This window comes from Klebsiella sp. 10982, from assembly GCF_048589245.1.
Lineage (GTDB): Bacteria > Pseudomonadota > Gammaproteobacteria > Enterobacterales > Enterobacteriaceae > Klebsiella > Klebsiella quasivariicola.
Genome location: NZ_JBMAXV010000004.1, coordinates 194,617 through 217,476 on the forward strand (window position 1 = coordinate 194,617; position 22,860 = coordinate 217,476).

Here is a 22,860-nt window from a genome sequence, read left to right on the forward strand (position 1 = left end):
TGACCACAACAGAGTAGAGCATGACAACAACAGATCTCGCCCCGAAGGGTGAAATGGTTTTACGTACTCTTGCCATGCCGGCGGATACGAATGCCAATGGGGATATTTTTGGCGGCTGGCTGATGTCGCAGATGGATATTGGCGGCGCCATTATGGCCAAAGAGCTCGCCCAGGGCCGCGTGGTGACCGTTCGCGTAGATGGAATGACCTTTTTACGCCCGGTCGCCGTCGGTGACGTCGTGTGCTGCTACGCTCGCTGCGTCAAGCGCGGCAACACCTCGGTGACGATCAATATCGAAGTATGGGTGAAAAAAGTCTCTTCCGAACCAATTGGCCAGCGCTACAAGGCGACGGAAGCGCTGTTTATCTACGTTGCTGTCGATAATCAGGGTAAACCACGCCCCCTGCCAGCAGAATAAGAAGGAGCCCGGCTCACCGGGCACCTGACTTACAGAAAGCCCAGCAGCGAAAAGAAGAAGTAGCCGATGACAATCACGATCACCGGCAGCACGTACAGTGGGAAATACTGCACCAGGATAGTATGGCGCGGAACCACAATGCGTTCGGCGAGCTGCTCGCGGGTTAACCCATCTACGCCTTTGGCCTGCTCAAGGATCAGCTGGTCCTCAATCCCCTCGCGGAGAAATTTCGCCTGCCGCGCCATCCGCGCGCCGGAAGCCTGCAGGGCCATGCCGACGAACACCAGAATGAAGATGATCCAGAAGCCGATGTTCAGGCTATGGTGAAAATCCGGCAGCGGTGAGTTGTACCAGAAAAAGTTCAGGAACGGCGTGTTAAAGCGCATCATCTCAATCATCACGTGCGCAAAATCCATCATTACCGCATCAATGCCGGGTTTCTTTTCACTGTGCTCATACATAAATTTGAGCACAGAAATCAGCGTCGACAGCACGGCGGGAATAAAGATAACCCATCCTAAAATGCGTTTAATAACCGCTATGCGTCCAGCTTGTTGGTACGTCATGAGTTCCCCTTGTTAAAGACGCGTTGGTGGTTCGCCTGCTGCCTGTTGCGTGGCGCTGGCGTCCCTCGCTCCCCCGAGTAGGTCGGGTATAAGTCTATCTGCCACGGCGAATTTCGCCCAATAATGCGCGGTATGATATACCATGATTGCCGATTCGTTTATCTGATTACGCAACAGGAGAAGGACTTATGTCAGCGAAGCGCCGCATTGAGGCCGCGATATTTGATATGGACGGGTTGCTGATTGACTCGGAGCCGCTTTGGGATCAGGCGGAGGTCGAGGTCATGGAAAGTCTGGGGGTGGATACCCGTCGCCGCGATGAACTGCCCGACCTGCTCGGTCTGCGAATCGACCTGGTGGTGGATCTGTGGTACGCCCAGCAGCCATGGCACGGCGTAGACCGGGCGGAAGCCACCGCGCGCATTATCCGTCGCGCCATCGAACTGGTGGAAGCTTCCCGTCCGCTGCTGCCGGGCGTGCGCGAAGCGGTGGCGCTGTGTAAAGCGCAGGGCTTGAAGGTGGGTCTGGCCTCGGCCTCGCCGCTGATGATGCTGGAAAAAGTGCTCGATATGTTTGAACTGCGCGACCAGTTTGCTGCTCTCGCCTCTACGGAGCATCTGCCCTGGAGCAAACCGCACCCGCAGGTGTACCTCAACTGCGCTGCCGCCCTGGGAGTTGACCCGCAGCGCTGCGTCGCGCTGGAGGACTCGGTCAACGGCATGATCGCCAGCAAAGCCGCGCGCATGCGGTCTATCGTGGTGCCGGAAGCGGAGAACAGCCGCGACCCGCGCTTTGTGCTGGCGGACGTCAAGCTCCCGTCACTGCAGGCACTCACTGCTGAGCACTTGCTCGGCTAACACCGCTGGCGGGTGCAACGATCGCTGTCACGCCGCCAGAACTTAAATCAAAACACAGTTTCATTTTAATTGTAATTTTGTTTCTCTGCCTCTATGCTGGGGACAGGTGGCGTCATGGTACGCCTGAAGATCAGCTGACAGAGGTGCATATGATACTGAACGCCTTCGACCTGACGGGTAAGGTCGCCATCGTGACCGGTTGCGATACCGGCCTGGGACAGGGAATGACGCTGGGCCTGGCGCTGGCCGGGTGCGATATCGTCGGCATTAACCGCAAGATCCCCCATGATACAGCCGAACAGGTTCAGGCGCTGGGACGTCGGTTTCATGCCATACAGGCGGATCTCAGCCATCAGAGTGATATGACTGCCCTGGTTGACCAGGCCGTGGCGGCGATGGGCCGGGTCGATATTCTGGTCAACAACGCGGGTACTATTCGTCGCCATGATGCCCTGAATTTCCCGGAAAGCGACTGGGATGCGGTGATTGACCTGAATCTTAAAGCCGTGTTTTTCCTTAGCCAGGCGGTTGCCAGACAGTTTATTCATCAGGGCGACGGCGGGAAAATCATCAACATTGCCTCGGTGCTCTCGTTTCAGGGCGGTATTCGCGTGCCCTCCTACACCGCCTCGAAAAGCGGCCTGCTCGGCCTCACCCGTCTGTTGGCCAACGAATGGGCCAGCCAGGGTATCAACGTCAACGCCATTGCCCCCGGCTATATGGCGACCAATAACACTCAGCCGCTGCGCGAAGACGAAGAGCGTAACCAGGCGATCCTCGAGCGCATTCCCGCCGGGCGCTGGGGTGTGCCGGGCGATCTGCAGGGACCGGTGGTGTTTCTCGCCTCGTCTGCCGCTAACTATGTTAACGGCTACACGCTGGCCGTCGATGGCGGATGGCTGGCGCGCTAAGAGTTTGTGACAAAGAGTTACACCGTCACCTCTTCCGTACACTGTATAAAAACCCTATACTGTATGAATCGACAGTTTAGGGTGTATGATCATGACGGCGGAAGGCCATCTCTTCTTTTCAATCGCCTGCGCAGTATTTGCCAAAAATGCAGAATTAACGCCGGTGCTGGCGCAGGGCGACTGGTGGCATATTGTGCCCTCTGCGGTCCTGACCTGCCTGCTGCCGGACATCGATCACCCGAAGTCGTTTCTTGGCCAGCGGTTGAGCTGGATCTCCAGACCCGTGGCGCGGGCCTTTGGCCACCGCGGCTTTACCCACAGCCTGCTGGCGGTATTTGGCGCGCTAACGCTGTTCTATCTGAAAGTGCCTGACAGCTGGATTATCCCGGCGGATGCCCTCCAGGGTCTGGTGCTGGGCTACCTCAGCCACATTCTCGCCGATATGCTCACGCCTGCCGGCGTACCGCTACTGTGGCCCTGCCGCTGGCGCTTCCGGTTGCCGATCCTCGCACCGCGCAAAGGTAACCAGCTCGAACGCGCCTTGTGTATGGCGTTGTTCGTCTATGCCGTCTGGATGCCGCAGACGCTGGCGGATAACAGCGCGATACGCTGGTCATCCGGGGTGATCAATTCCCTGCAAATCACCTTCAATCGCTTTATTAGTCACCAGAGTGGGCGATAAACCGGCAGAAAACACCGTTTGGTTATAACCCATTCCATTTGAATATAAGTCCTTAATAACGCCTTCTGCTAACCTTGCCGTCATAAGAGCTGGTTATCCACCAGCCCAGGTTATAAAAATATCAGGAGAACGGGGATGAACTTTCCATTAATAGCGAACGTAGTCGTGTTCGCCGTATTACTGTTTGCGCTGGGGCAAACACGCCATAAACAGTGGAGTCTGGCCAGGAAAGTGCTGGTCGGTCTGGCGATTGGCGTGGTCTTTGGTCTGGCGCTGCAGCTGATCTACGGGTCTGACAGCCAGGTGCTGAAGGATTCCATCCAGTGGTTCAATATCGTCGGTAACGGCTATGTCCAGCTGCTGCAGATGATCGTTATGCCACTGGTTTTCGCCTCCATCCTCAGCGCGGTGGCCCGCCTGCACAATGCCTCCCAGCTGGGAAAAATTAGCTTCCTGAGCATTGGCACCCTGCTGTTCACCACCCTTATCGCCGCCCTGGTTGGCGTGCTGGTGACCAATATGTTCGGCCTCAGCGCCGAAGGACTGGTCCAGGGCAGCGCAGAAACCGCCCGTCTGAACGCCATCCAGAGCAACTATGTAGGGAAAGTGGCCGATCTTAGCGTCCCACAGCTGATCCTTTCTTTTGTGCCGAAGAACCCGTTTGCTGACCTGACCGGGGCTAACCCGACCTCCATCATCAGCATCGTCATTTTCTCGGCATTCCTCGGCGTCGCAGCGCTTAAGCTGCTGAAAGAGGATGTGGAAAAAGGCCAGCGCGTGCTGACGGCCATCGATACCCTGCAGGGCTGGGTGATGAAGCTGGTGCGTCTGGTGATGCAGCTGACGCCTTACGGTGTGCTGGCGCTGATGACCAAAGTGGTTGCCGGGTCGAATCTGCAGGATATCATCAAGCTCGGCGGCTTCGTGGTGGCCTCCTACATCGCGCTGGGCATCATGTTTGTCGTCCACGGCCTGCTGCTGGCGATTAACGGCGTTAGCCCACTGAAGTACTTCCGTAAAGTCTGGCCGGTGATCACCTTCGCCTTTACCAGCCGCTCCAGCGCCGCGTCGATTCCGCTGAACGTGGAAGCCCAGACTCGTCGTCTCGGCGTTCCGGAGTCGATTGCCAGCTTCTCTGCCTCCTTTGGCGCCACCATTGGCCAGAACGGCTGCGCCGGTATCTACCCGGCAATGCTGGCGGTGATGGTCGCGCCGACCGTGGGCATCAACCCGCTGGATCCGATGTGGATTGCCACCCTTGTGGGCATCGTCACCGTCAGCTCGGCGGGCGTCGCCGGGGTGGGCGGCGGCGCGACCTTCGCTGCGCTAATCGTTCTGCCGGCGATGGGCCTGCCGGTGACGCTGGTAGCGCTGCTGATCTCCGTCGAACCGCTGATCGATATGGGGCGTACTGCGCTGAACGTTAACGGTTCAATGACCGCCGGCACCCTGACCAGCCAGTGGCTGCGCCAGACCGACAAGTCGATTTTCGATAGCGAAGAAGAGGCCGAACTGGCGCATCGCTAAACGGTAAGCACAAAAAAACCGCTGATAATCAGCGGTTTTTTTATTTCTGCAGCAGACTCAGGCTTCAATCTCACCTTCCTGACGCACCTGGTTAGCCCAGCGCTGGGCCGATTCCGGCACGCTGAACGCCGGTGAACGACGGAAATGCTCCCCCATCAGCAGAAAAGCGACATACTTCCCGCGCAAAATCCAGACATCGCGAAAATGGTCCATTTTCACGGCATGTTCCGGGGGCGCAGGCTCCACGCGCGGCACGTAGCTAATGACAGGGCGATTTTGTTGGCGCAATGGTTTCATAACAAATGGATTCACTAAACAAAGCGGGAAACAGAAACCTCTATCATAGCCGATTGTGGACCCGTTCGTCGCCCCCCTGCCGCCGATGCGCATTTTAGGATAACTCCCTGCCCCCTCGCCGGTCGCGGACAGCGTAATGTTCTATAGTTAGAAGGGTTTTGGTTTATCAACGACCACTTTTAGCAATGAAAGCAGGAGACGAGCAATGTCTGATAAGCACCCGAACCCTCACCACCAACAGGCACCGGTCCATGACAGCGAGGAAGCGCAGCCGGGTCTCGACTCGCTGGCGCCGGACGATCGGGAGTGGCGCCCGACGCCGAAACCCACCGCCCCAGGCGCCGAACCGACAGCCCCCGGCAGCCTGAAAGCGCCGGAAACCCACAGCAGCAAACTTGACGCCCTCGAACCGCAGCGCAAAGGGGGAGAAGACTTTCCGCTGACCACCAACCAGGGCGTACGTATTGCCGACGATCAGAATTCACTACGCGCTGGCACCCGCGGCCCAACGCTGCTGGAAGATTTCATTCTGCGCGAGAAGATTACTCACTTTGACCATGAGCGTATTCCCGAGCGCATCGTTCACGCCCGCGGCTCTGCCGCCCACGGTTACTTCCAGCCCTACAAGAGCCTGGCGGCGTTGACCAAAGCCGATTTTCTTTCTGCAGCGGATAAAGTCACGCCGGTATTTGTCCGTTTCTCCACGGTGCAGGGCGGCGCAGGGTCGGCGGACACGGTCCGCGATATTCGCGGTTTCGCTACCAAGTTTTACACTGACGAAGGGATTTTTGACCTGGTCGGCAACAACACACCGGTCTTCTTTATCCAGGACGCGATAAAGTTCCCCGACTTTGTCCACGCCGTGAAGCCTGAGCCTCACTGGGCTATCCCGCAGGGGCAAAGCGCCCACGACACCTTCTGGGATTATGTCTCTCTGCAACCGGAAACGCTGCACAACGTGATGTGGGCGATGTCGGATCGCGGCATCCCGCGCAGCTACCGCACCATGGAAGGCTTTGGTATTCACACCTTCCGCCTGATCAACGCCGAAGGTAAAGCCACTTTCGTCCGCTTCCACTGGAAACCGGTGGCCGGCAAGGCGTCGCTGGTGTGGGATGAAGCGCAGAAGCTGACCGGTCGCGATCCCGATTTTCACCGTCGCGAACTATGGGAAGCCATTGAGGCCGGAGATTACCCGGAATTTGAGCTCGGCCTGCAACTGATCCCTGAAGAGAACGAATTTGATTTTGACTTCGACCTGTTAGATCCTACCAAGCTGATCCCTGAAGCGCTGGTGCCGGTGCAGCGGGTCGGCAAAATGGTTCTCAACCGCAACCCGGACAACTTCTTTGCCGAAAATGAACAGGCGGCCTTCCATCCCGGGCATATCGTACCGGGGATTGATTTCAGCAACGATCCGCTGCTGCAGGGGCGCCTCTTCTCTTACACCGATACGCAAATTAGCCGCCTGGGTGGGCCGAACTTCCATGAAATCCCCATCAACCGTCCGACATGCCCGTACCACAACTTCCAGCGCGACGGGATGCACCGGATGGACATTGACACCAATCCGGCCAACTACGAGCCCAACTCAATAAACGACAACTGGCCGCGTGAAACGCCGCCGGCGGCCAAACGCGGCGGCTTTGAGTCCCTCGCCGAGCGCGTCGACGGCGAAAAAATTCGCCAGCGCAGCCCCTCGTTCGGCGAATATTACGCCCAGCCGCGTCTGTTCTGGCTGAGCCAGACGCCAATTGAGCAGCAGCATATTATCGATGGTTTCAGCTTCGAACTCAGCAAAGTGGTCCGCACCTGGATCCGCGAGCGAGTGGTCGATCACCTGGCCCATATCGATACGCGGCTGGCGGAAGCGGTCGGGGCGAATTTAGGTCTCGAACTGAGCGATGAACAGCGCGCCATTACCCTGCCCTCCCCGGTCAACGGCGTGGAGAAAGACCCCAGCCTCAGCCTCTACGCCGATGCCGAAGGGGATGTGAAAGGCCGCGTGGTGGCCGTCCTGCTCAACGAGCACACCTCGGCGCAGGATCTGGTCCATCTCCTGCAGGCGCTGCAGGCCCATGGCGTACACAGCAAACTGCTCTTCTCGCGGATGGGCGAGGTCATCGCCGACGACGGTTCTCCCGTGCCGATCGCCGGCACCTTCGCGGGTTCGCCGTCGCTGACGGTGGATGCTGTGGTGGTGCCTGGCGGCGACCTCAGCGCCCTGAGCCAGAGCGGCGACGCGCGCTACTACCTTCTGGAAGCCTATAAACATCTGAAGCCGATTCTGTTGGCAGGCGATGCGCGACAGCTGACGTCCGTTCTGCAGGTCCCGTCCCAGGGTGAAGAGGGAGTCATCGTCACCGATGCTCTCGACACGCCAGCGGCAGACGCACTGCTCGCCCTGATGACCGCGCACCGCGTGTGGTCGAGAAGCCCGAAAATCGCCGCTATTCCGGCGTAGTAAAAAGCCCGGCACACTGTGTCGGGCTTGATTCACTTTCTCTTTCCACCGTCGGGCTTACACGTCGCGGTAGGTTCCCAGACGATAACCCCGGTCGGCTATCGCTGCTTTCAGCGAGGCAGAGGTCAACACATCAAGCTCACCCAGCCGCGGGTAGCAGTAGGCGCTGCCCATAATGGTCTGATCGACAAAAGCCGGATGACACATCACCTCCAGGGAGCGCTCCCCACGGGCGAGTGAGGCATCCAGCGTCTGCACAAACAGTTCCTCAGAGACCGCTTCGCCGTAAAACTCGCTGCTGAAGCCTGCGCTGCTGCGCGCCGCCTGTTGATCGAGCCCACTCTGCGCCGCCACCTGGCGGTCAATACGTAACGCAATCCCCTTCTCGCGGGCAAAGGCCGCCACGATGGGATAGATCGGGGCGATCATATGCACATGGTGGTGGCTGTCGATATGCGTCGGCTCATGGCCGAAGCGTTCGACAAAACGACGGTACTGACACGCCAGCTCATGGGCGATCTCCTCCAGCGGCAGGCGACCTTCTTCCGCCTGCTGCCAGATCCATTTCCCGAGCTTACCCTCGCGAGTTAATCCCGGCATCGCCGACAGCGGCTCGCCCAGCGTCAGCACAAAGTGCATCCCGACCGCCAGCTCCGGGATACTGCGGCTCAGCTGGGCGGCGTGGTCAATGGCCGCGCCGTTGACCAGCGCCGTGGTCGATGTCACCACGCCGTTACGGCAGGCCTCAATAATGCCGTAGTTCTGCCCTTTACTGAGGCCGAAATCGTCGGCATTGACGATCAACACGCGTTCCATTTTGCCGCTCCCGTTACGATTTCAGTTTTTCGATAGTCGCCGCGAAGTTCGGCAGCCATTTTTCATGCGCCAGGATCATCTCCCGCGCCAGCTGCTCGGCGTCACGATCGGAATGGATCAGCGGGCTTAAGTTCAGCGCCAGCATTACGTCGTTCAACTCGCCGCTGATCGCCGCCTGGCTGGCCGCCACTTCGAACCCCTTGATGGTGTAGATAAGCCCTAACACCTTCTCATCGAAATGGGTGATGCGCGGCGTCGGCTTCGCGCCGTCGCGACCTAAGGTGCAGCTCATCTCTACCGCCCAGTCCGCCGGGATATTATCGACATGGCCATGATGCGGGATATTCACATAGTGCTCAGTCTGCTTGTCGTTATAGATAGCGTTGATCACTTCGCAGGCGGCATCAGAGTAATAGGCGCCGCCACGCTGCTCCAGCTCCTTCGGCTTGACGTTAAGATCCGGGTTTTTATACAGCTCGAACAGCTGCTTCTCCACCTTCTGCACCACCTGAGCGCGCGCGCCGCCCTTATAGTACTCGCCCATCTCAATCGCCAGCATCTCTTTTGGCTTAAAGTAGTAGAGCAGATAGGAGCACGGGATCAGGCGCAGGGAGCGGATCAGCCCCTCGCTAAACGGCAGATCGAAGATATTTTTCACCGAGTTCGCGGTCAGACGGCCAGAGGCCACGCCGTCCAGCAGTTCATCGAAGCGCGATACCCCGTTAACCAGTACGTCGCGGACGAACACCAGGTGGTTCAGACCAAACAGGTCGATATTCAGCTCATCGCTCGGGCTCAGCTGCAGTACGTCGGTGATGAACATCTTCATGCCGATAGGAATGTTGCACACGCCGATAAAGCGTTTGAAACTGGTGTGGCGATAGACCGCTTCAGTGACCATACCCGCCGGGTTGGTGAAGTTGATGATCCACGCGTCCGGGCAAATCTCCTGAACATCTTTCACGATATCGAAAATCACCGGGATGGTGCGCAGACCTTTAAACAGCCCGCCCGCCCCGTTGGTCTCCTGGCCCAGGTAGCCGTGGCTCAGCGGAATACGCTCATCTTTTTCACGCGCCTTCAGCTGGCCAACGCGCAGCTGGGTGGTGACGAAATCCGCGCCCTGCAGCGCCGCGCGACGATCCAGCGTTTTATAGACCTTCATCGGCACGCCGGCTTTTTCCACCATCCGCTGGCACAGCGCATGGATAATATCGAGCTTCTCCTGGCCCTCTTCCACGTCCACCAGCCACAGCTCGGTCACCGGCAGTTCATGATAACGCTTCAGAAATCCTTCCAGTAATTCCGGGGTATAGCTGCTGCCGCCGCCAATAGTGACTACTTTTAATTTCTGGCTCATCTTTTTCTCCCTTAGGCGCTACGCCTGGACGCAGGCCGCTCTCCGCAACAATGCGGACAGTTAACTTGAATGATTTTCGGTATAAACCGGGCGGCTAAAACCGCGCGGGTTTAATTAATACTGGTCAAATGTTTGCGATAACTGCTCGGCGTAAACGACGTCAGTTTTTTAAACGTTTTAATAAACAGGCTCGGGCTACTGTAGCCGGATTCATACGCAATATCCGTCACCGAATAGTTGGTAATTTCCAGCTGCTTTTTGGCAAAATTGATACGGATATCATTAATTATCTGCATCGGCGTTTTACCATAATAGCGCTGGGTCGCCCGGGTTAAATATTCCTGGGTTTTGCCCGATAGCTGAACCATATTTTCGAGCGCGCCCTCACCAAATTTCAGTTTATCGTGCATGGCCTCAACGGTATTTTTTAACCATTGCGGAATGACGTCGGCAACTGGCTCTTCGCGATAGTGACGTAAACGGTTAATGACATAAAAGGAGACCAGCTCGATAAATTCGTCAAATTCCGTTTCGCGAAAATTGAGTGAGGCGATAACCGACTCTACGTAACCAAGAAAAGCGCTCTGCACCGCGTAGACCTGGGAGGCCACCAGGCCAAACGGCAGCAGCGGCAGATAATGTTTCTCAAAGAAGCGTCTGCTGATGCCGACGTTAAGGATCCGCGTCGCACCAAACTCGTAAAAGCTCTGATGGTGCGAGCCCATCGGGATAAAGACAAAATCCCCACGCTCCAGCAGCACCCGTTTGCCATTGATCTCCTGGTAATAGCGCCCGGTTAACACCACGGTAAATTCGTAGTAATCATGCTGGTGAAGCCCGCTCACGCTTTCCGTTTTGTTATAGATGACCACATGAAAGTTCTTCCCGTTGAACAGCTGTTGTTCTCTGGCGGTACTGATCTCGGTGGTCATCATCCTGGGCTGCCTCATCGTCGCGATGGCCTATTGTACCTTCTCGTGCAGCTCAATCAATTCGGCGACCAGCTCACGGGCCAGCATGGAGGTCATCAGATGGTCCTGAGCATGCACCAGCACCAGGCTGACCTTCATTTTGCCTTCGCCTTCGTCGCTTTCGATAAGCTGGGTCTGTACGCGATGCGCCTCGCTCAGCGCCTGGCGCGACTGCTCCATCATCGCTTTCGCGGCAGCAAAATCCCCCTGCTTCGCCTGCTTCAGCGCGGCATAGGCCAGGCTGCGGGCTTGTCCGGAGTTGATAATCAGCCCCATCACCACCTCTTCGAGGTCATTTTCCGGGGTCTCTACCGCGTCGATGTTGTCCAGATCAAACATAATATTTCCCTCATTTATCAGGCGGTACGGGATGCTGCCCGTACCGCGCGGTATCAGAATTTCAGTGCGTTAGCGATATCTTCTTCGCTCTCTTCCTGCTCGATGACGGTCTGCGCTTTATTCGACAGCACCACAAACGGCAGGTAGACCAGAGTCGCGACGCCAAGGTTGAACAGGGCGACCAGCAGGGCAGCCACGCTGCCGTTACTGTTAAAGAACGCTCCCAGACCGGTCGGCATGGTCCACGGCGCCAGGTTGGTCACCGGTGGGATAATCCCCAGGCTGTAGGCCGCCAGCGTAATGGCCGCCAGAATCGGCTGGACCAGCACGAACGGGATGAACATCACCGGGTTCATGATGATCGGCAGGCCAAACAGAATCGGTTCGTTAATCTGGAAGATACCTGACGGCAGCGCCAGCTTCGCAACCTGACGATGGTCAGCGCGGCGGGAAGCGATAAAGATGGCGATAATCAGGCCCAGCGTCGCTCCGGAGCCACCCAGCAGGATGTAGGAGTCGAGCATCGGCTTGGCCCAGAAGTGGAACTGTTTGCCCGCTTCGATGGCCGCATCGACAGAGCCGTACTGGTTGTACAGCGCGATGTTTTCCAGCGCCCACGGGGTCATGATGCCGTTATCCAGTGCGGTCAGCGCCAGGGAGCCGTGCACGCCGAAGAACCACAGCAGGGAGTTAAAGATAACGTATGCCCAGCCAACCACGCTGCCCATCGCCGCCAGCGGCGTGGAGATGGAGTCCATGATGATCTGGTGGAAGTTGCTGCCGTAGCTCGCCAGAGCCCACGAGATAATGCCGAAGATGGAGAGGATCAAGAAGCCCGGGATCAGCGCGGAAAAAGAGCGCGATACCGACCCTGGGACGCTGTCCGGCAGTCTGATCACCCAGTTACGACGGATAACGAAGGTGAACAGTTCCGCGACAACCAGACCGATAATCATCCCGGAGATGATGTTCTGCCCGCCCAGCCAGTTGGCCCCCACCGCATAGGCTTCGCCCACGCTATACGGGGTCACGGTCATGAAAGCCGCCACCGCCAGCAGACCCGCGGCCATCGGGTCAACTTTGCGCTCTTCCGCCAGCGCGGAGCCGATAAAGAACGGCGCCATCAGCGACATAATGCCGAGGGTACCGTTATAGACGTTTCCGCCGATAGCCTTAAAGCCGTTTAAGGTTTCAATGGTGGAGGCATCCAGGCGAATGCCCATGGAATAAAAGAAAGAGCCCTCGCCGAAGCTCAGAAAAACGTTGTTAATTAATACAAACATGGCCCCGGCGAGGGTCAGCGGCATTAATTTAATAAATCCGTTTTTAATCGCATTAATATGCGGCTGCTTTCCTATTTTCACTGCAAAAGGAAGGAGTACCTTTTCAAGCGAGTCGATCACTTTACTCATAGTCAATACCCTTAAAAGCCGCAATAAGCTATTACGGCGATGATGTATGAAATTACTCTTTGACGGGAAAATAAACTCTTTATTTTTTGACGTCCGGCAACAGGGTGCCGCCAGGCGTCAAAATACATCGAGTTTTAAAATTTAAAATTATTGTGCTGCAGCTTTCTTAATGGCCGCGACGGCGGCTTTCAATACACCTAAACCATCCACCTTGCCATAGAGAAGAGAATCGATGACTTCTACCGGTTTATTTGGCAGCAGACGCTGAATTTCCGGTAACATATACGCAATTTGTGGGCCTAATAATACCACGTCGGCTTCCGGTCCCTTTTCACCCGCGAGAGTTTCGGGATAGGCTTCAATAATGACCGGGACTTCGTATTTTTCTGCCTGCGCGCGCATTTTGGAGACCAGCAGTGACGTGGACATGCCTGCCGAGCAGAACAGATAGATGTGTTTCTTTTCCATGAACGCTTCCTCAATGTGTGAGACCAGGGCCTTCAGTAACCGCTGAGAGCCGGTAAGACTGGTAACATCCGGTTAATTCTGTTTATGGGTTGAGTATACGGCAACCTGAGCCACGAGGATAATTCGCTGTTGAACAGAATTGTCTCTCATTGACCTCCGGTTTTGACTACCTTCACATTTTCACCCAAATAATTCGCGCAATTAAATAAGCATCAGTACTCGCAAAAAAGCCCGACCAATGGTCGGGCTTACGTATGACTCAGTAAACAGTAGGAAGCTTACTTGGCGTTGCGCGGGTCGGTATCATACTCAGCGCAGGTCTGGTAGCCGGAGTTCATGACATGGCCTGTTTCGTCGAGGGCCACAAAATAGGTTTCCACTTTACCATCTCGTTGACCGAGGATGTAGGTCTGACAGGTGCCGCGAGCATGGACCATGGTAACTTCCGTTGAAGGTTTGCCGGCAATCTGCATCACCTGCTGACGCGACATCCCTTTCTTAACATCTTTCACCACCGGCTGAGTAAACTGGTCTTTGGTACGGTCGTAAGCGGTACAGCCCGCGAGTAAGGTTAACGCGACGGTGACGCCCAGTATTCCTGCTAAGCTTTTGTTCATTTTGGTTCCTCTCTTCTACTGTGTAACGATAAGCCTGGAATAAATAGTGTTATTTTTCAAGCCGAACTGCGAAATCATGTCTGATTGTGTTATTGCGTAAACAGGATTGATCTGCCGCCGTCGGACGGCGGCGCAACGCGCGGTACAGCATCTATAATGAAAACCTATGTCATTGATTGCCTTCTTTTCCGGCAGTCAAAACCCCGGTCCTTGTCGTTTCAGCGGCAAAGAGGTAGCTTTAAGCCAACAGCTTGCCAAACAGATTCACTTTCGGAGGGCGCGATGACGCTACAACAAGAGATTATTCAGGCGCTGGGCGCAAAGCCGCAGATTGATGTCGCCGGCGAGATCCGCCGCAGCGTGGATTTTCTGAAATCCTACCTGCAGACCTACCCGTTTATTAAATCGCTGGTGCTGGGTATTAGCGGCGGTCAGGACTCCACCCTGACGGGAAAACTATGCCAGATGGCGATTAACGAACTGCGTGCCGAAACCGGCGACAGCAGCCTGCAGTTTATCGCCGTCCGTTTACCCTACGGCGTGCAGGCGGATGAGCAGGACTGCCAGGACGCCATCGCCTTTATCCAGCCTGACCGGGTGTTGACGGTCAATATTAAAGCTGCGGTGCTGGCCAGCGAACAGGCGCTGCGCGAAGCAGGGATCGAACTGAGCGACTTTGTTCGCGGTAACGAAAAAGCCCGTGAGCGAATGAAGGCCCAGTACAGCATCGCCGGAATGACCAAAGGGGTGGTGGTCGGCACCGATCATGCGGCGGAAGCAATTACCGGCTTCTTCACCAAATATGGCGACGGCGGCACCGACATCAACCCAATTTTCCGCCTGAACAAACGTCAGGGCAAACAGCTGCTGGCCCATCTCGGCTGCCCGGAACATCTGTATAAGAAGCTGCCGACCGCCGACCTGGAAGACGATCGCCCCTCCCTGCCGGATGAAGTGGCCCTGGGTGTCACCTACGATAACATCGACGATTATCTGGAAGGCAAAACGCTGGACCCCAGTATCGCCAAAACCATCGAAGGCTGGTATCTGAAAACCGAACACAAGCGTCGGCCGCCGATCACCGTCTTTGACGATTTCTGGAAAAAATAGTCCCTCTTCCGCCCCGGCCCGCGCCGGGGTTATTTTTTGCGCTTTTCGCCGCAAAAACCGCCTGCTATACTGGATAGATAGACAGTATCAGGAGTTATTGTGGCCAGAAAGCAATCTGCCCCGCGTCTGGAGTTTGAGGCGGCGGCGATCTATGAATATCCCGAACACCTTCGCCCGTGGCTGGAGACATTGCCAAAGCTACCGGGCGTCTATCAGTTTCACGGCGACAGCGACACGATGCCGCTCTATATCGGTAAGAGCGTCAACCTCCGCAGCCGCGTGTTGTCCCATTTGCGCACCCCCGAAGAGGCCGCGATGCTGCGTCAGTCGCGGCGTATCACCTGGCAGCGCACCGCAGGTGAACTGGGAGCGCTGCTGCTGGAGGCGCAGCTGATTAAAGAGCAGCAGCCGCTGTTTAACAAGCGGCTACGGCGTAACAAGCAGCTCTGCGCCTGGCTGCTTGCGGACGACCGGCCGCAGATTGTCTATGCCCGCGAGGTTGATTTCTCGCACCAGCAGCATCTCTATGGTCTGTTCGCCAACCGGCGGGCGGCGCTGCAGATGCTGCAGACCCTTGCTGACGAACAGCGCCTCTGTTATGGCCTGCTCGGCCTGGAGCCGCTCAGCCGCGGCCGCGCCTGCTTTCGCTCCGCGCTGGGCCGCTGCGCCGGCGCCTGCTGTGGAAAGGAGAGCGTGGAGGCGCACCGCCAGCGCCTGCTGGCGCAGATGAGCAGACTGCAGCTGGTGTGCTGGCCGTGGGCGGGGCCGGTGGCGCTTGAGGAGCGCGGGGCAGATATGACGCAGTATCACGTCATTCATAACTGGCTGTGGCTGGGCGCCGTCGACTCGCTCGACCAGGCCGCTGAGCTGACCCGTCTGCCCGCCGGGTTTGACCAGGATGGTTACAAGATCCTCTGTAAGCCTCTGCTCAGCGGCAACTACCCGCTGCACCCGCTGGGCTGAGAAGCCACCAATAAAAAACCGCCGGTCCTGCCCAACGCCTGATGGCATTATTGGGCAAGACCGGCGGTCTTGATTCAGTACGCTACATTATTATTCAGCTGGTGCAGGCATTTTACCTGCCGGCGCGTTGCGTTCTGTCAGATGCTTCTCAAAATTAGCATTGAACTGTTTTTTCTGCTCTGGAGTCAGAATGTTGTAGATCTTGTTCTGCGTTTCCAGACGGGACAGCGCCATCGCTTTATGCTGCGCTTCCATCTTATCGATCTGCGCTTCCGCTTTCGTCTTATCGAAGGTGTCGCTGGCGATCAGATCGTGCATCGCGCGGCGTTCTTCAAGGGACGGACGTTTCATATTTTCGCGCTGGCTCTTCATGATGTCGCGGATCTGTTGCTTCTGCGTATCGGTCAGGTTCAGGCCTTTAAACATCATGTCATGCTGACCCGGGCCGCCTTTATGATGCATCATCATCGGCTTGCTGTCGCTCGGCGCAGCGGTGGTATCGGCGGCGTGTGCCAGGTTAGCCGCGCCCAGAGCCAGAGTAGAGGCAACAAACAGTGCAGTGAGTTTCTTCATCATTCAATCCTTACTTTACGTTATTCTTACGGCGCGTTGCCGTGTTGACGAGATTAACTTTACGACGTTAATCGTCAATTAGTCAGAGCAAGAGTAAAACAATGAAAGTGTAAAAAACAGTTTCTCGCCAATTATGGAGAAAATAAGGAATTTAGACGAAGAATTGCAATAAAAAATAAATAACTTGCTGTTTTGCAGAGAAATTATGGAGAGTATAAAAGAGGAGAGATTAAAAACAAAGCATTTTACCAGGAATAATCTGCAAATTTACACTGGGGCACGAAAAAAATAAGATGACGAAAAACGACGTGCAAAATAAAGCAGGCCGCCCGGCGGACGGCTTGCCCTCAGGATAATTTCTCCAGCATCAGGCCAGCGCGCAATCCTTTCGCCACCGTCGGGTTGGGAAACAGGACATACTCCGGCTCAGGCCCCACCACATATCGCGTCTCACCCTCCTCCGCCAGCAGCGTGCCGGGTTCGAAGGGGGTGAAGTTCTGCGTCTGATCCGCCATATGCAAGCGGAAATCATCGCTATGGCGGGTTAGCTGCTGTACCACCCGGTAGCGCAGCGGCTCTGGGGCGTCGGCAATGGCCAAATCCCCCACCAGCAGCCGGGAAAGCGCTCCTTCGGCGGCGGCAAACTGCGTCAGATCGTTTTCACCCAACGGCAGCGCTTTGCCCAGCTCAAGGGTGCAGGCCAGCGCCGCGAACCGTTCGCAGCTGAAGTGGGTGAAGGTCCCGCCTGGCTGGCGATGAAACACCAGCGCCTCCAGCCCGGCGCCGCCCAGCCAGTGAAGAAAATCCTCCTCCCACGGCGTATCGCGGGCCGGGAGCACGCCGAAGCGCGGATGCAGCGACCCGCGGATGGCGGTATGCAGATCGAGATGCCAGCGCGGACCGCCGTGGTCGCGATAGAAGCGGGCCACCGCCTGCTCCAGCCGCTGCGCCCGCTGCGTCTCCTCACTGGCCGGGAACTGCCGCCAGCGCTCGCCAAACATGCGGTTCATATCGCTGTGCAGATAGCGCTTATTCGCCCGCAGCGCCGGTGGGTTGCCGACGATCACCAGCAGCCGCCAGCGCAGCGGGAGTTGCTCGCGAACCAGTTGCTGCACCAGCCGGTCGACGATCTCCACCGGTGCCGTTTCGTTGCCATGAATGGCGCAGGAGAGTACCAGCCCGCGCTCGCAGCGCGCATGCGGCGTCAGCTCAAGGATCCCCTCCCCGAGCCAGTGCCAGCGAAAGTGCGCCGTCTCGCCGTGAAAATGGTGGGGCAGACGCCCCGCCAGGGTTAATGCCAGAAAGTGTTCCACCGCGCCCCCTTATTGCTGAAATGGATAAACCGAACCGAGCTGCAGGATCTGGGTCAACCGATCCAGCGCGTCGCGCCCTTCCCTTAACAGTTGCGGGTCGGCGAGGTCGGCCTGGGTGAGGCGATCGCGATAGTAGCGATCCACCCAGTCATTGAGGGTGGCAAACAGCGTATCGTTCATCAGGACGTGCGGATTGACCGCCTGATACTCCCCGGCCGTCAACACCACCCGCAGACGCAGGCATGCCGGACCACCGCCGTTGGCCATACTCTCGCGCAGATCGAACACCTGTAGCGCGGCGATGGGGTTATCCCCGGCCAGCAGCTCATTGAGGTATTCCCAGACGCCGGCATGCTCCTGCGCTTCCTGGGGCAGGATCAGCGCCATGCTGCCGTCCGCCCGGCTCAACAGCTGGCTGTTGAACAGATAGGTGGCAACCGCCTCTTGCACCGTGACCCGGCTGGCGGGAACCACCAGCGGGGTGAAGCCCGGCACCCGCTGCGCCAGCTGCTGGAGAAGCGCGGTCTGGTCGGCAAAGGCCTGCTCATGGCACAACAGGACCTGACGGTTGCTCACCGCGATGACGTCGTTATGAAAAACCCCCGTGTCGATCGCCGTCGGATGCTGGCGGGCGAAGATCAGCTGACGGGGATTGACCTGATTGAGGCGCGCTACCGCCTGGCTGGCCTCAAGGGTTTGCCGCGCCGGATAGCGACGCGGGGCCTCCTCGCTCCCCCGGCGGCGGCCATAGACAAAGAGCTGGACGCCGGGGGCGCCATACTCGCCGCCGAGACGGTTATGGTTCGCCGCCCCTTCGTCGCCAAACCAGGCCGAGGCGGGCAGCGCCGGGTGGATGGCAAATCGCGTGCGGTCGGGGAATATCGCCTGCAGCAGCGCCTCTGTGGTCGGTGCTTCGCTGGCGCGGTGGAATTTATCCTGCAGATTTGCCACCGTCAGGTGCACCAGGCCATCCAGCGAATCGGCGGAGGGACAGACCGTCGCCGCGTTCGCCACCCACATCGCCGAGGCCGAACTTACCGCCGACAGCTGATCCGGATCCTGCTGCGCCGCCCGGGCCACCACCTGCTCATCGCTGCCGCGAAAGCCCAGCTGCCGCAGGAGCGGCACGTTCGGTCGCTCGTGCGGCGGGATCACTGCCTGCGGGTAGCCGGCGTCGGCGAGGGCTTTCATTTTTTTCAGCCCTTGCTTTGCCGCCAGCTGCGGGTTCGACACCCGGTGGCGGTGCCGGGTGGAAGCCTCGTTGCCAAAGGAGAGCCCGGCGTAGTGATGGGTCAGCCCGGGCAGACCGTCAAAGTTGACTTCGCGGGCGGTCATGACGCCTCCCCGGCCAGAAAGTCGAGCCCCGGGTTCAGGCTGGCGGGCAGCGTCAGGGTCGGCGATTCAAGGCTGGCCATCGGCCAGGCGCAATAATCGGCGGCATACCAGGCCCCCGGACGATGGTTACCGGACGCCCCGGTGCCGCCGAACGGCGCGGTACTCGCCGCCCCGGTCAGCGGTTTGTTCCAGTTGACTATCCCTGCCCGCGCCTCGAGCAGCAGTCGATCAAACTTCTCCCGTTCCGGAGAGATTAACCCACAGGAGAGGCCGAAGCGGGTGGCGTTGGCTAAGGCAATCGCCTCCTCGAACGTGTCGTAGCGCCAGACGCCAAGCAGCGGGCCAAACACCTCTTCATCTTCAACATTGGCCACGTCGCTCATGTCGACAATCCCCGGCGTTAGCAGCGACGTTCCGGCCTGCAATAAACGTGGCTCCAGCAGCGTGACCGCGCCAGTGGCGACCCGCTGCAGCCAGGCCTGATGCACTTTCTGCGCGGCCGGTTCAGAGATAAGCCCGCCGAGAAACGGCTGCGGCTCGGCATCCCACGCCGCCGGGATCAGCCGCTGGCTCACCGTCACCAGCCGGGAGAGGAAGGCATCGCCCGCCTCGCCGCGCCGGACCAGCAGACGGCGGGCGCAGGTGCAGCGCTGGCCGGCGGTAATAAAGGCGGACTGGATGGTCAGATGCACCGCGGCATCCACGTCCCGCGGGTCGTCGACGATCAGCGGGTTATTGCCGCCCATCTCCAGCGCGAGGATCTTCTGCGGCTGCCCGGCCAGCTGGCGATGCAGATGAAAACCGGTGGTTGAGCTGCCGGTAAACAGCAGCCCGTCGATATCCGCCTGACCGCTGAGCGCCTCGCCGGTTTCCCGACCGCCCTGCACCAGGTTGAGCACCCCGGCGGGCAGGCCGGCCTGCTGCCATAGTTTCACCACCGCTTCGCCGCTGCACGGGGTGAGTTCGCTGGGTTTAAAGACCACGGTATTGCCCGCCAGCAGCGCCGGCACGATATGCCCGTTCGGCAGATGGCCGGGAAAGTTATAGGGGCCAAACACCGCCAGCACGCCATGCGGCCGGTGACGCAGCGTGGCGGCGCCGTCGGGCAGATCGCTGTGCTGTTCGCCGGTGCGGACGTGGTAGGCCTTCACCGAGATCGCCACCTTGTTGATCATCGCCGTCACTTCCCCGGCCGCCTCCCAGCGCGGCTTTCCGGTCTCGGCGCCGATCATCGCCGTCAGCTCAGCCTTACTGGCCTCCAGCAGGGCGGCAAACTTTTCAACGATCGCCTGACGGTCGGCAAACGGCAGCCGCGCCCAGGCCGGGAACGCCTGGCGGGCAGCCGCCACCGCCTCAGCAACCTGCCCGGCATCCGCCGCTTCGCCCTGCCACACAACCTTCAGGTTAACCGGATCCTGTTTACTGAAACCTGGCCCACGACCGGGCCGCCACTCGCCATTAATCCACAGACTCATGCGGTTTTCTCCTCAGGGATCAGGCGCACCATGCGCACCTGGTCGCCGGCATGACACTTCAGCATATCCAGTTCGCGGGCGCTGAGGGTCAGGGTGTCGCCATCCGGGTCGGCATGCACCAGCAGAGCGCGGAACTGGTGATACTGTTCATTCGCCACCAGGCACAGCGGCCAGTCACCGGGTGGGGTTTCACCGGCCTCGGTGGTCACCAGACGGCTTTTGCGGATCGCCCGCACCCTGTCGATGTCGCACTCCAGAGTCGGGCCGCCGTCGAAAATATCGATGTAGTTCAGGTAGCGGAACCCCTCTTTCTCCAGCACCGTCCGGGCCGGGGCGGTCTGCGGATGAACCTTGCCGATCACCGCCTGCGCCTCAGGGGAAAGGAAATCGATATACAGCGGATGCTTGGGCATCAGGGCGGCAATGAAAGCCTTCTGTCCGGTGCCGCACAGGTAGTCGGCGCGGGAAAACTCCATGGCGAAAAAGCGTTTGCCCAGGCTCTCCCAGAACGGCGAGTAGCCCTGCTCGTCAATCACCCCGCGCATCTCGGCGACCACCTTCTCATTGAAGCGCTCGCGAAAGGCGGCCATAAATAAGAAGCGCGATTTCGACAGCAGATAGCCATTGCCCTCTTTGCGCCACTGCGGGTCGAGGAACAGGGTACACAGCTCACTGCTGCCGGTATGGTCGTTGCTGAGAAACAGCGTCGGCAACGCCTGATAGACGTTGAGCTCCTTCGAGGCATGGACCTGGGTGCCGACCCGGTAGTTATACCAGGGATCGTTGAGCCCCACCGCCACCTCGATCGCGCAGATGCCCACCACCGCGCCGCTTTCGCTCTCCTCCAGCACAAAGACATAGCCCTGCTCGCTTTTCGGTAGCTCGCCGCGCCAGGTCTGCTGCGAGCGGGCGATCCGCGCCGCGAGGGTCGCTTCATCCACCGGCAGCGAGGTCAGCCCGCCGCCGGTCTCCGCTGCCAGCTTCAGCAGCCCGGGCAAATCGCCCGGCTCCACCGGTCGAATAACCATCATGATGAGACTCCTGCCACGAAACGCGCGCAGGCCCGCTCGACGCGATCCAGCCCGCTATTCACCTCTTCTTCACTGACGTTCAGCGCCGGCGCAAAACGCACCACATTAGCGCCGGCGATCAGGATCATCACCCCCTCTTCCGCCGCCAGGTTGCTGAGCGTTTTCGCCTTCCCGGCCCAGGCGTCGTTCAGTACGCAGCCGAGCAGCAGTCCCAGGCCGCGGATCTCCTTGAACAGACCATAGCGGGCGTTGATCGCCTGCAGACGCTCGCAAAACCACTGGTGGCGCTGTCTGACGCCGGAGAGGACTTCCGGGGTGTTGACGATCGACAGCAGCTCGCCGGCCACGGCCCCGGCCAGCGGGTTGCCGCCGTAGGTGGTGCCGTGGGTACCGACGGTCATCACGCTGGCGCAGGCCTCTGTCGCCAGCAGCGCGCCGATAGGGAAACCGCCGCCCAGCGCTTTGGCGGTGGTCAGCACATCGGGCGTCACGCCGTAGTGCATATAGGCATACAGCTCGCCGGTGCGCCCGACCCCGGTCTGCACTTCATCGAAAATCAGCAGAGCGTTGTGCTGGTCGCAAAGCTGGCGCAGGCCGCGTAAAAACTCGACGTTGGCCGGCACCACGCCGCCTTCGCCCTGCACCGGCTCGACGATCACCGCGCAGGTTTGATCGTTGATTAAGGCTTTTGCCGACTCGAGATCGTTAAAGACGGCATGCTGGATCTGCGGCGGCAGCGGGGCAAAATCCCGGGAATAGGCCGGCTGACCGCCCGTCGAGACGGTAAACAGGGTCCGCCCGTGGAAAGCGTTCTGAAAGGCGACGATGCCGCTTTTTTCACTGCCAAAGCGATCGTGGGCATATTTTCGCGCCAGCTTGAGCGCCGCCTCATTGGCCTCGGCGCCGGAGTTACAGAAGAAGACCCGGTCGGCGAAGGTGGCATCGATAAGCATTTTGGCCAGACGCAGGATCGGCTCATTGGTGTAGCCGTTGCCGGTATGCCAGAATTTGCCGGCCTGGTCGGTCAGGGCCTGCACCAGACGCGGATGGGCGTGCCCCAGCGCGTTCACGGCGATGCCGCCGGCAAAATCGATATACTCTTTACCCTGCTGATCCCACAGCCGCGACCCGGCGCCCCGCACCGGAATAAACGCCGCTGGCGCGTAGACCGGCATCATCCATTCATCAAAGTGGTTACGCGTAATTGACTGAGACATATCGACCTCTTCCGGTAAATTAAAAGTAGCAATAATGTTAATAAATATGAGTTATTACGCTGTAAATGTAGATTGCACGGTTCGTGCCAGCCAGCGATAAAAATGCATAAACCGGATGAGATAACGCAAAATCAAAG

Annotated in this window: 24 protein-coding genes; 8 read left to right on the top strand and 16 right to left on the bottom strand. The window is 58.5% G+C overall.

The features are described from left to right. Positions 1 to 20 precede the first annotated feature (20 nt). Positions 21 to 419, top strand: a complete 399-nt coding sequence (gene yciA, locus ACKLKD_RS05310) for an acyl-CoA thioester hydrolase YciA (protein ID WP_087806012.1) — start codon at positions 21 to 23, stop codon at positions 417 to 419. 29 nt (positions 420 to 448) lie between these two features. On the opposite strand, the gene ACKLKD_RS05315 is transcribed toward yciA, so the two are convergent. After that, positions 449 to 985, bottom strand: coding sequence for a YniB family protein (locus tag ACKLKD_RS05315; RefSeq protein ID WP_025713614.1), 537 nt, complete (start codon positions 983 to 985; stop codon positions 449 to 451). Between the two features lie 188 nt (positions 986 to 1,173). On the opposite strand from ACKLKD_RS05315, the gene hxpB reads away from it, so the two are divergent. From hxpB to ACKLKD_RS05335, 4 genes are all read left to right on the top strand, one after another. Continuing rightward, the gene (gene hxpB, locus ACKLKD_RS05320; RefSeq protein ID WP_087806014.1) at positions 1,174 to 1,842 is read left to right on the top strand and encodes a hexitol phosphatase HxpB; all 669 of its coding nucleotides are present in this window, start codon (positions 1,174 to 1,176) and stop codon (positions 1,840 to 1,842) included. 149 nt (positions 1,843 to 1,991) lie between these two features. Beyond that, positions 1,992 to 2,753 carry a 2-dehydro-3-deoxy-D-gluconate 5-dehydrogenase KduD gene (kduD, locus tag ACKLKD_RS05325; protein ID WP_087806015.1) on the top strand — a complete coding sequence of 254 codons (762 nt, stop codon included), beginning with the start codon at positions 1,992 to 1,994 and terminating at the stop codon, positions 2,751 to 2,753. Between the two features lie 91 nt (positions 2,754 to 2,844). After that, a complete protein-coding gene (locus tag ACKLKD_RS05330; RefSeq protein WP_025713617.1) occupies positions 2,845 to 3,435 on the top strand; it encodes a metal-dependent hydrolase in 591 nt (196 codons plus the stop codon). Positions 3,436 to 3,570: 135 nt separating this feature from the next. After that, positions 3,571 to 4,962, top strand: coding sequence for an L-cystine transporter (locus ACKLKD_RS05335; protein ID WP_080924381.1), 1,392 nt, complete (start codon positions 3,571 to 3,573; stop codon positions 4,960 to 4,962). A gap of 57 nt (positions 4,963 to 5,019) precedes the next feature. On the opposite strand, the gene cedA is transcribed toward ACKLKD_RS05335, so the two are convergent. Continuing rightward, complete coding sequence (gene cedA / locus ACKLKD_RS05340; RefSeq protein ID WP_008807754.1) at positions 5,020 to 5,274, bottom strand: cell division activator CedA; 255 nt, start codon at positions 5,272 to 5,274, stop codon at positions 5,020 to 5,022. A gap of 190 nt (positions 5,275 to 5,464) precedes the next feature. Here cedA and katE point away from each other — a divergent pair, with 190 nt between their 5' ends. Further along, positions 5,465 to 7,723 carry a catalase HPII gene (gene katE, locus ACKLKD_RS05345; protein ID WP_080924380.1) on the top strand — a complete coding sequence of 753 codons (2,259 nt, stop codon included), beginning with the start codon at positions 5,465 to 5,467 and terminating at the stop codon, positions 7,721 to 7,723. Positions 7,724 to 7,780: 57 nt separating this feature from the next. Here the strand turns inward: katE and chbG are convergent, their stop codons facing one another. From chbG to osmE, 8 genes are all read right to left on the bottom strand, one after another. After that, positions 7,781 to 8,539 carry a chitin disaccharide deacetylase gene (gene chbG, locus ACKLKD_RS05350; RefSeq protein WP_025713620.1) on the bottom strand — a complete coding sequence of 253 codons (759 nt, stop codon included), beginning with the start codon at positions 8,537 to 8,539 and terminating at the stop codon, positions 7,781 to 7,783. Positions 8,540 to 8,552: 13 nt separating this feature from the next. Further along, positions 8,553 to 9,899: a 6-phospho-beta-glucosidase gene (locus ACKLKD_RS05355; RefSeq protein WP_087806017.1), complete on the bottom strand. Its 1,347-nt coding sequence runs from the start codon at positions 9,897 to 9,899 to the stop codon at positions 8,553 to 8,555. Positions 9,900 to 10,009: 110 nt separating this feature from the next. Beyond that, a complete protein-coding gene (chbR, locus tag ACKLKD_RS05360; protein WP_061154926.1) occupies positions 10,010 to 10,834 on the bottom strand; it encodes a transcriptional regulator ChbR in 825 nt (274 codons plus the stop codon). Between the two features lie 27 nt (positions 10,835 to 10,861). Continuing rightward, complete coding sequence (chbA, locus tag ACKLKD_RS05365) at positions 10,862 to 11,209, bottom strand: PTS N,N'-diacetylchitobiose transporter subunit IIA (RefSeq protein WP_004179419.1); 348 nt, start codon at positions 11,207 to 11,209, stop codon at positions 10,862 to 10,864. Between the two features lie 53 nt (positions 11,210 to 11,262). Beyond that, the gene (chbC, locus tag ACKLKD_RS05370) at positions 11,263 to 12,621 is read right to left on the bottom strand and encodes a PTS N,N'-diacetylchitobiose transporter subunit IIC (RefSeq protein ID WP_004148091.1); all 1,359 of its coding nucleotides are present in this window, start codon (positions 12,619 to 12,621) and stop codon (positions 11,263 to 11,265) included. Positions 12,622 to 12,632: 11 nt separating this feature from the next. After that, a complete protein-coding gene (locus ACKLKD_RS05375) occupies positions 12,633 to 12,749 on the bottom strand; it encodes a hypothetical protein (protein WP_042929645.1) in 117 nt (38 codons plus the stop codon). 19 nt (positions 12,750 to 12,768) lie between these two features. Next, entirely contained in the window at positions 12,769 to 13,089 is a 321-nt protein-coding gene (chbB, locus tag ACKLKD_RS05380; RefSeq protein WP_002901547.1) for a PTS N,N'-diacetylchitobiose transporter subunit IIB, read from the bottom strand. A 278-nt stretch (positions 13,090 to 13,367) separates the two neighbouring features. Next, positions 13,368 to 13,706: an osmotically-inducible lipoprotein OsmE gene (osmE, locus tag ACKLKD_RS05385; protein WP_004203822.1), complete on the bottom strand. Its 339-nt coding sequence runs from the start codon at positions 13,704 to 13,706 to the stop codon at positions 13,368 to 13,370. Between the two features lie 282 nt (positions 13,707 to 13,988). Here osmE and nadE point away from each other — a divergent pair, with 282 nt between their 5' ends. Next, positions 13,989 to 14,816 carry an ammonia-dependent NAD(+) synthetase gene (nadE, locus tag ACKLKD_RS05390; protein ID WP_025713623.1) on the top strand — a complete coding sequence of 276 codons (828 nt, stop codon included), beginning with the start codon at positions 13,989 to 13,991 and terminating at the stop codon, positions 14,814 to 14,816. Between the two features lie 99 nt (positions 14,817 to 14,915). After that, complete coding sequence (gene cho / locus ACKLKD_RS05395) at positions 14,916 to 15,779, top strand: excinuclease Cho (protein ID WP_025713624.1); 864 nt, start codon at positions 14,916 to 14,918, stop codon at positions 15,777 to 15,779. Between the two features lie 90 nt (positions 15,780 to 15,869). Here cho and spy read toward each other — a convergent pair whose 3' ends face one another. The 6 genes from spy to astC all read right to left on the bottom strand — a co-directional run bounded on the left by spy (position 15,870) and on the right by astC (position 22,723). After that, entirely contained in the window at positions 15,870 to 16,355 is a 486-nt protein-coding gene (gene spy, locus ACKLKD_RS05400; RefSeq protein ID WP_165931808.1) for an ATP-independent periplasmic protein-refolding chaperone Spy, read from the bottom strand. A 344-nt stretch (positions 16,356 to 16,699) separates the two neighbouring features. Then, positions 16,700 to 17,665, bottom strand: coding sequence for a succinylglutamate desuccinylase (gene astE, locus ACKLKD_RS05405; protein WP_025713626.1), 966 nt, complete (start codon positions 17,663 to 17,665; stop codon positions 16,700 to 16,702). A 9-nt stretch (positions 17,666 to 17,674) separates the two neighbouring features. Beyond that, a complete protein-coding gene (gene astB, locus ACKLKD_RS05410; protein WP_025713627.1) occupies positions 17,675 to 19,000 on the bottom strand; it encodes an N-succinylarginine dihydrolase in 1,326 nt (441 codons plus the stop codon). Then, complete coding sequence (astD, locus tag ACKLKD_RS05415; RefSeq protein ID WP_072045757.1) at positions 18,997 to 20,475, bottom strand: succinylglutamate-semialdehyde dehydrogenase; 1,479 nt, start codon at positions 20,473 to 20,475, stop codon at positions 18,997 to 18,999. The genes astB and astD overlap by 4 nt, the downstream gene beginning before the upstream one ends. Beyond that, positions 20,472 to 21,506, bottom strand: a complete 1,035-nt coding sequence (astA, locus tag ACKLKD_RS05420) for an arginine N-succinyltransferase (protein ID WP_002901491.1) — start codon at positions 21,504 to 21,506, stop codon at positions 20,472 to 20,474. Before astA ends, astD begins: the two co-directional genes overlap by 4 nt. Next, positions 21,503 to 22,723, bottom strand: coding sequence for an aspartate aminotransferase family protein (gene astC, locus ACKLKD_RS05425; RefSeq protein WP_087806019.1), 1,221 nt, complete (start codon positions 22,721 to 22,723; stop codon positions 21,503 to 21,505). Before astC ends, astA begins: the two co-directional genes overlap by 4 nt. Between the last annotated feature and the right edge of the window lie 137 nt (positions 22,724 to 22,860).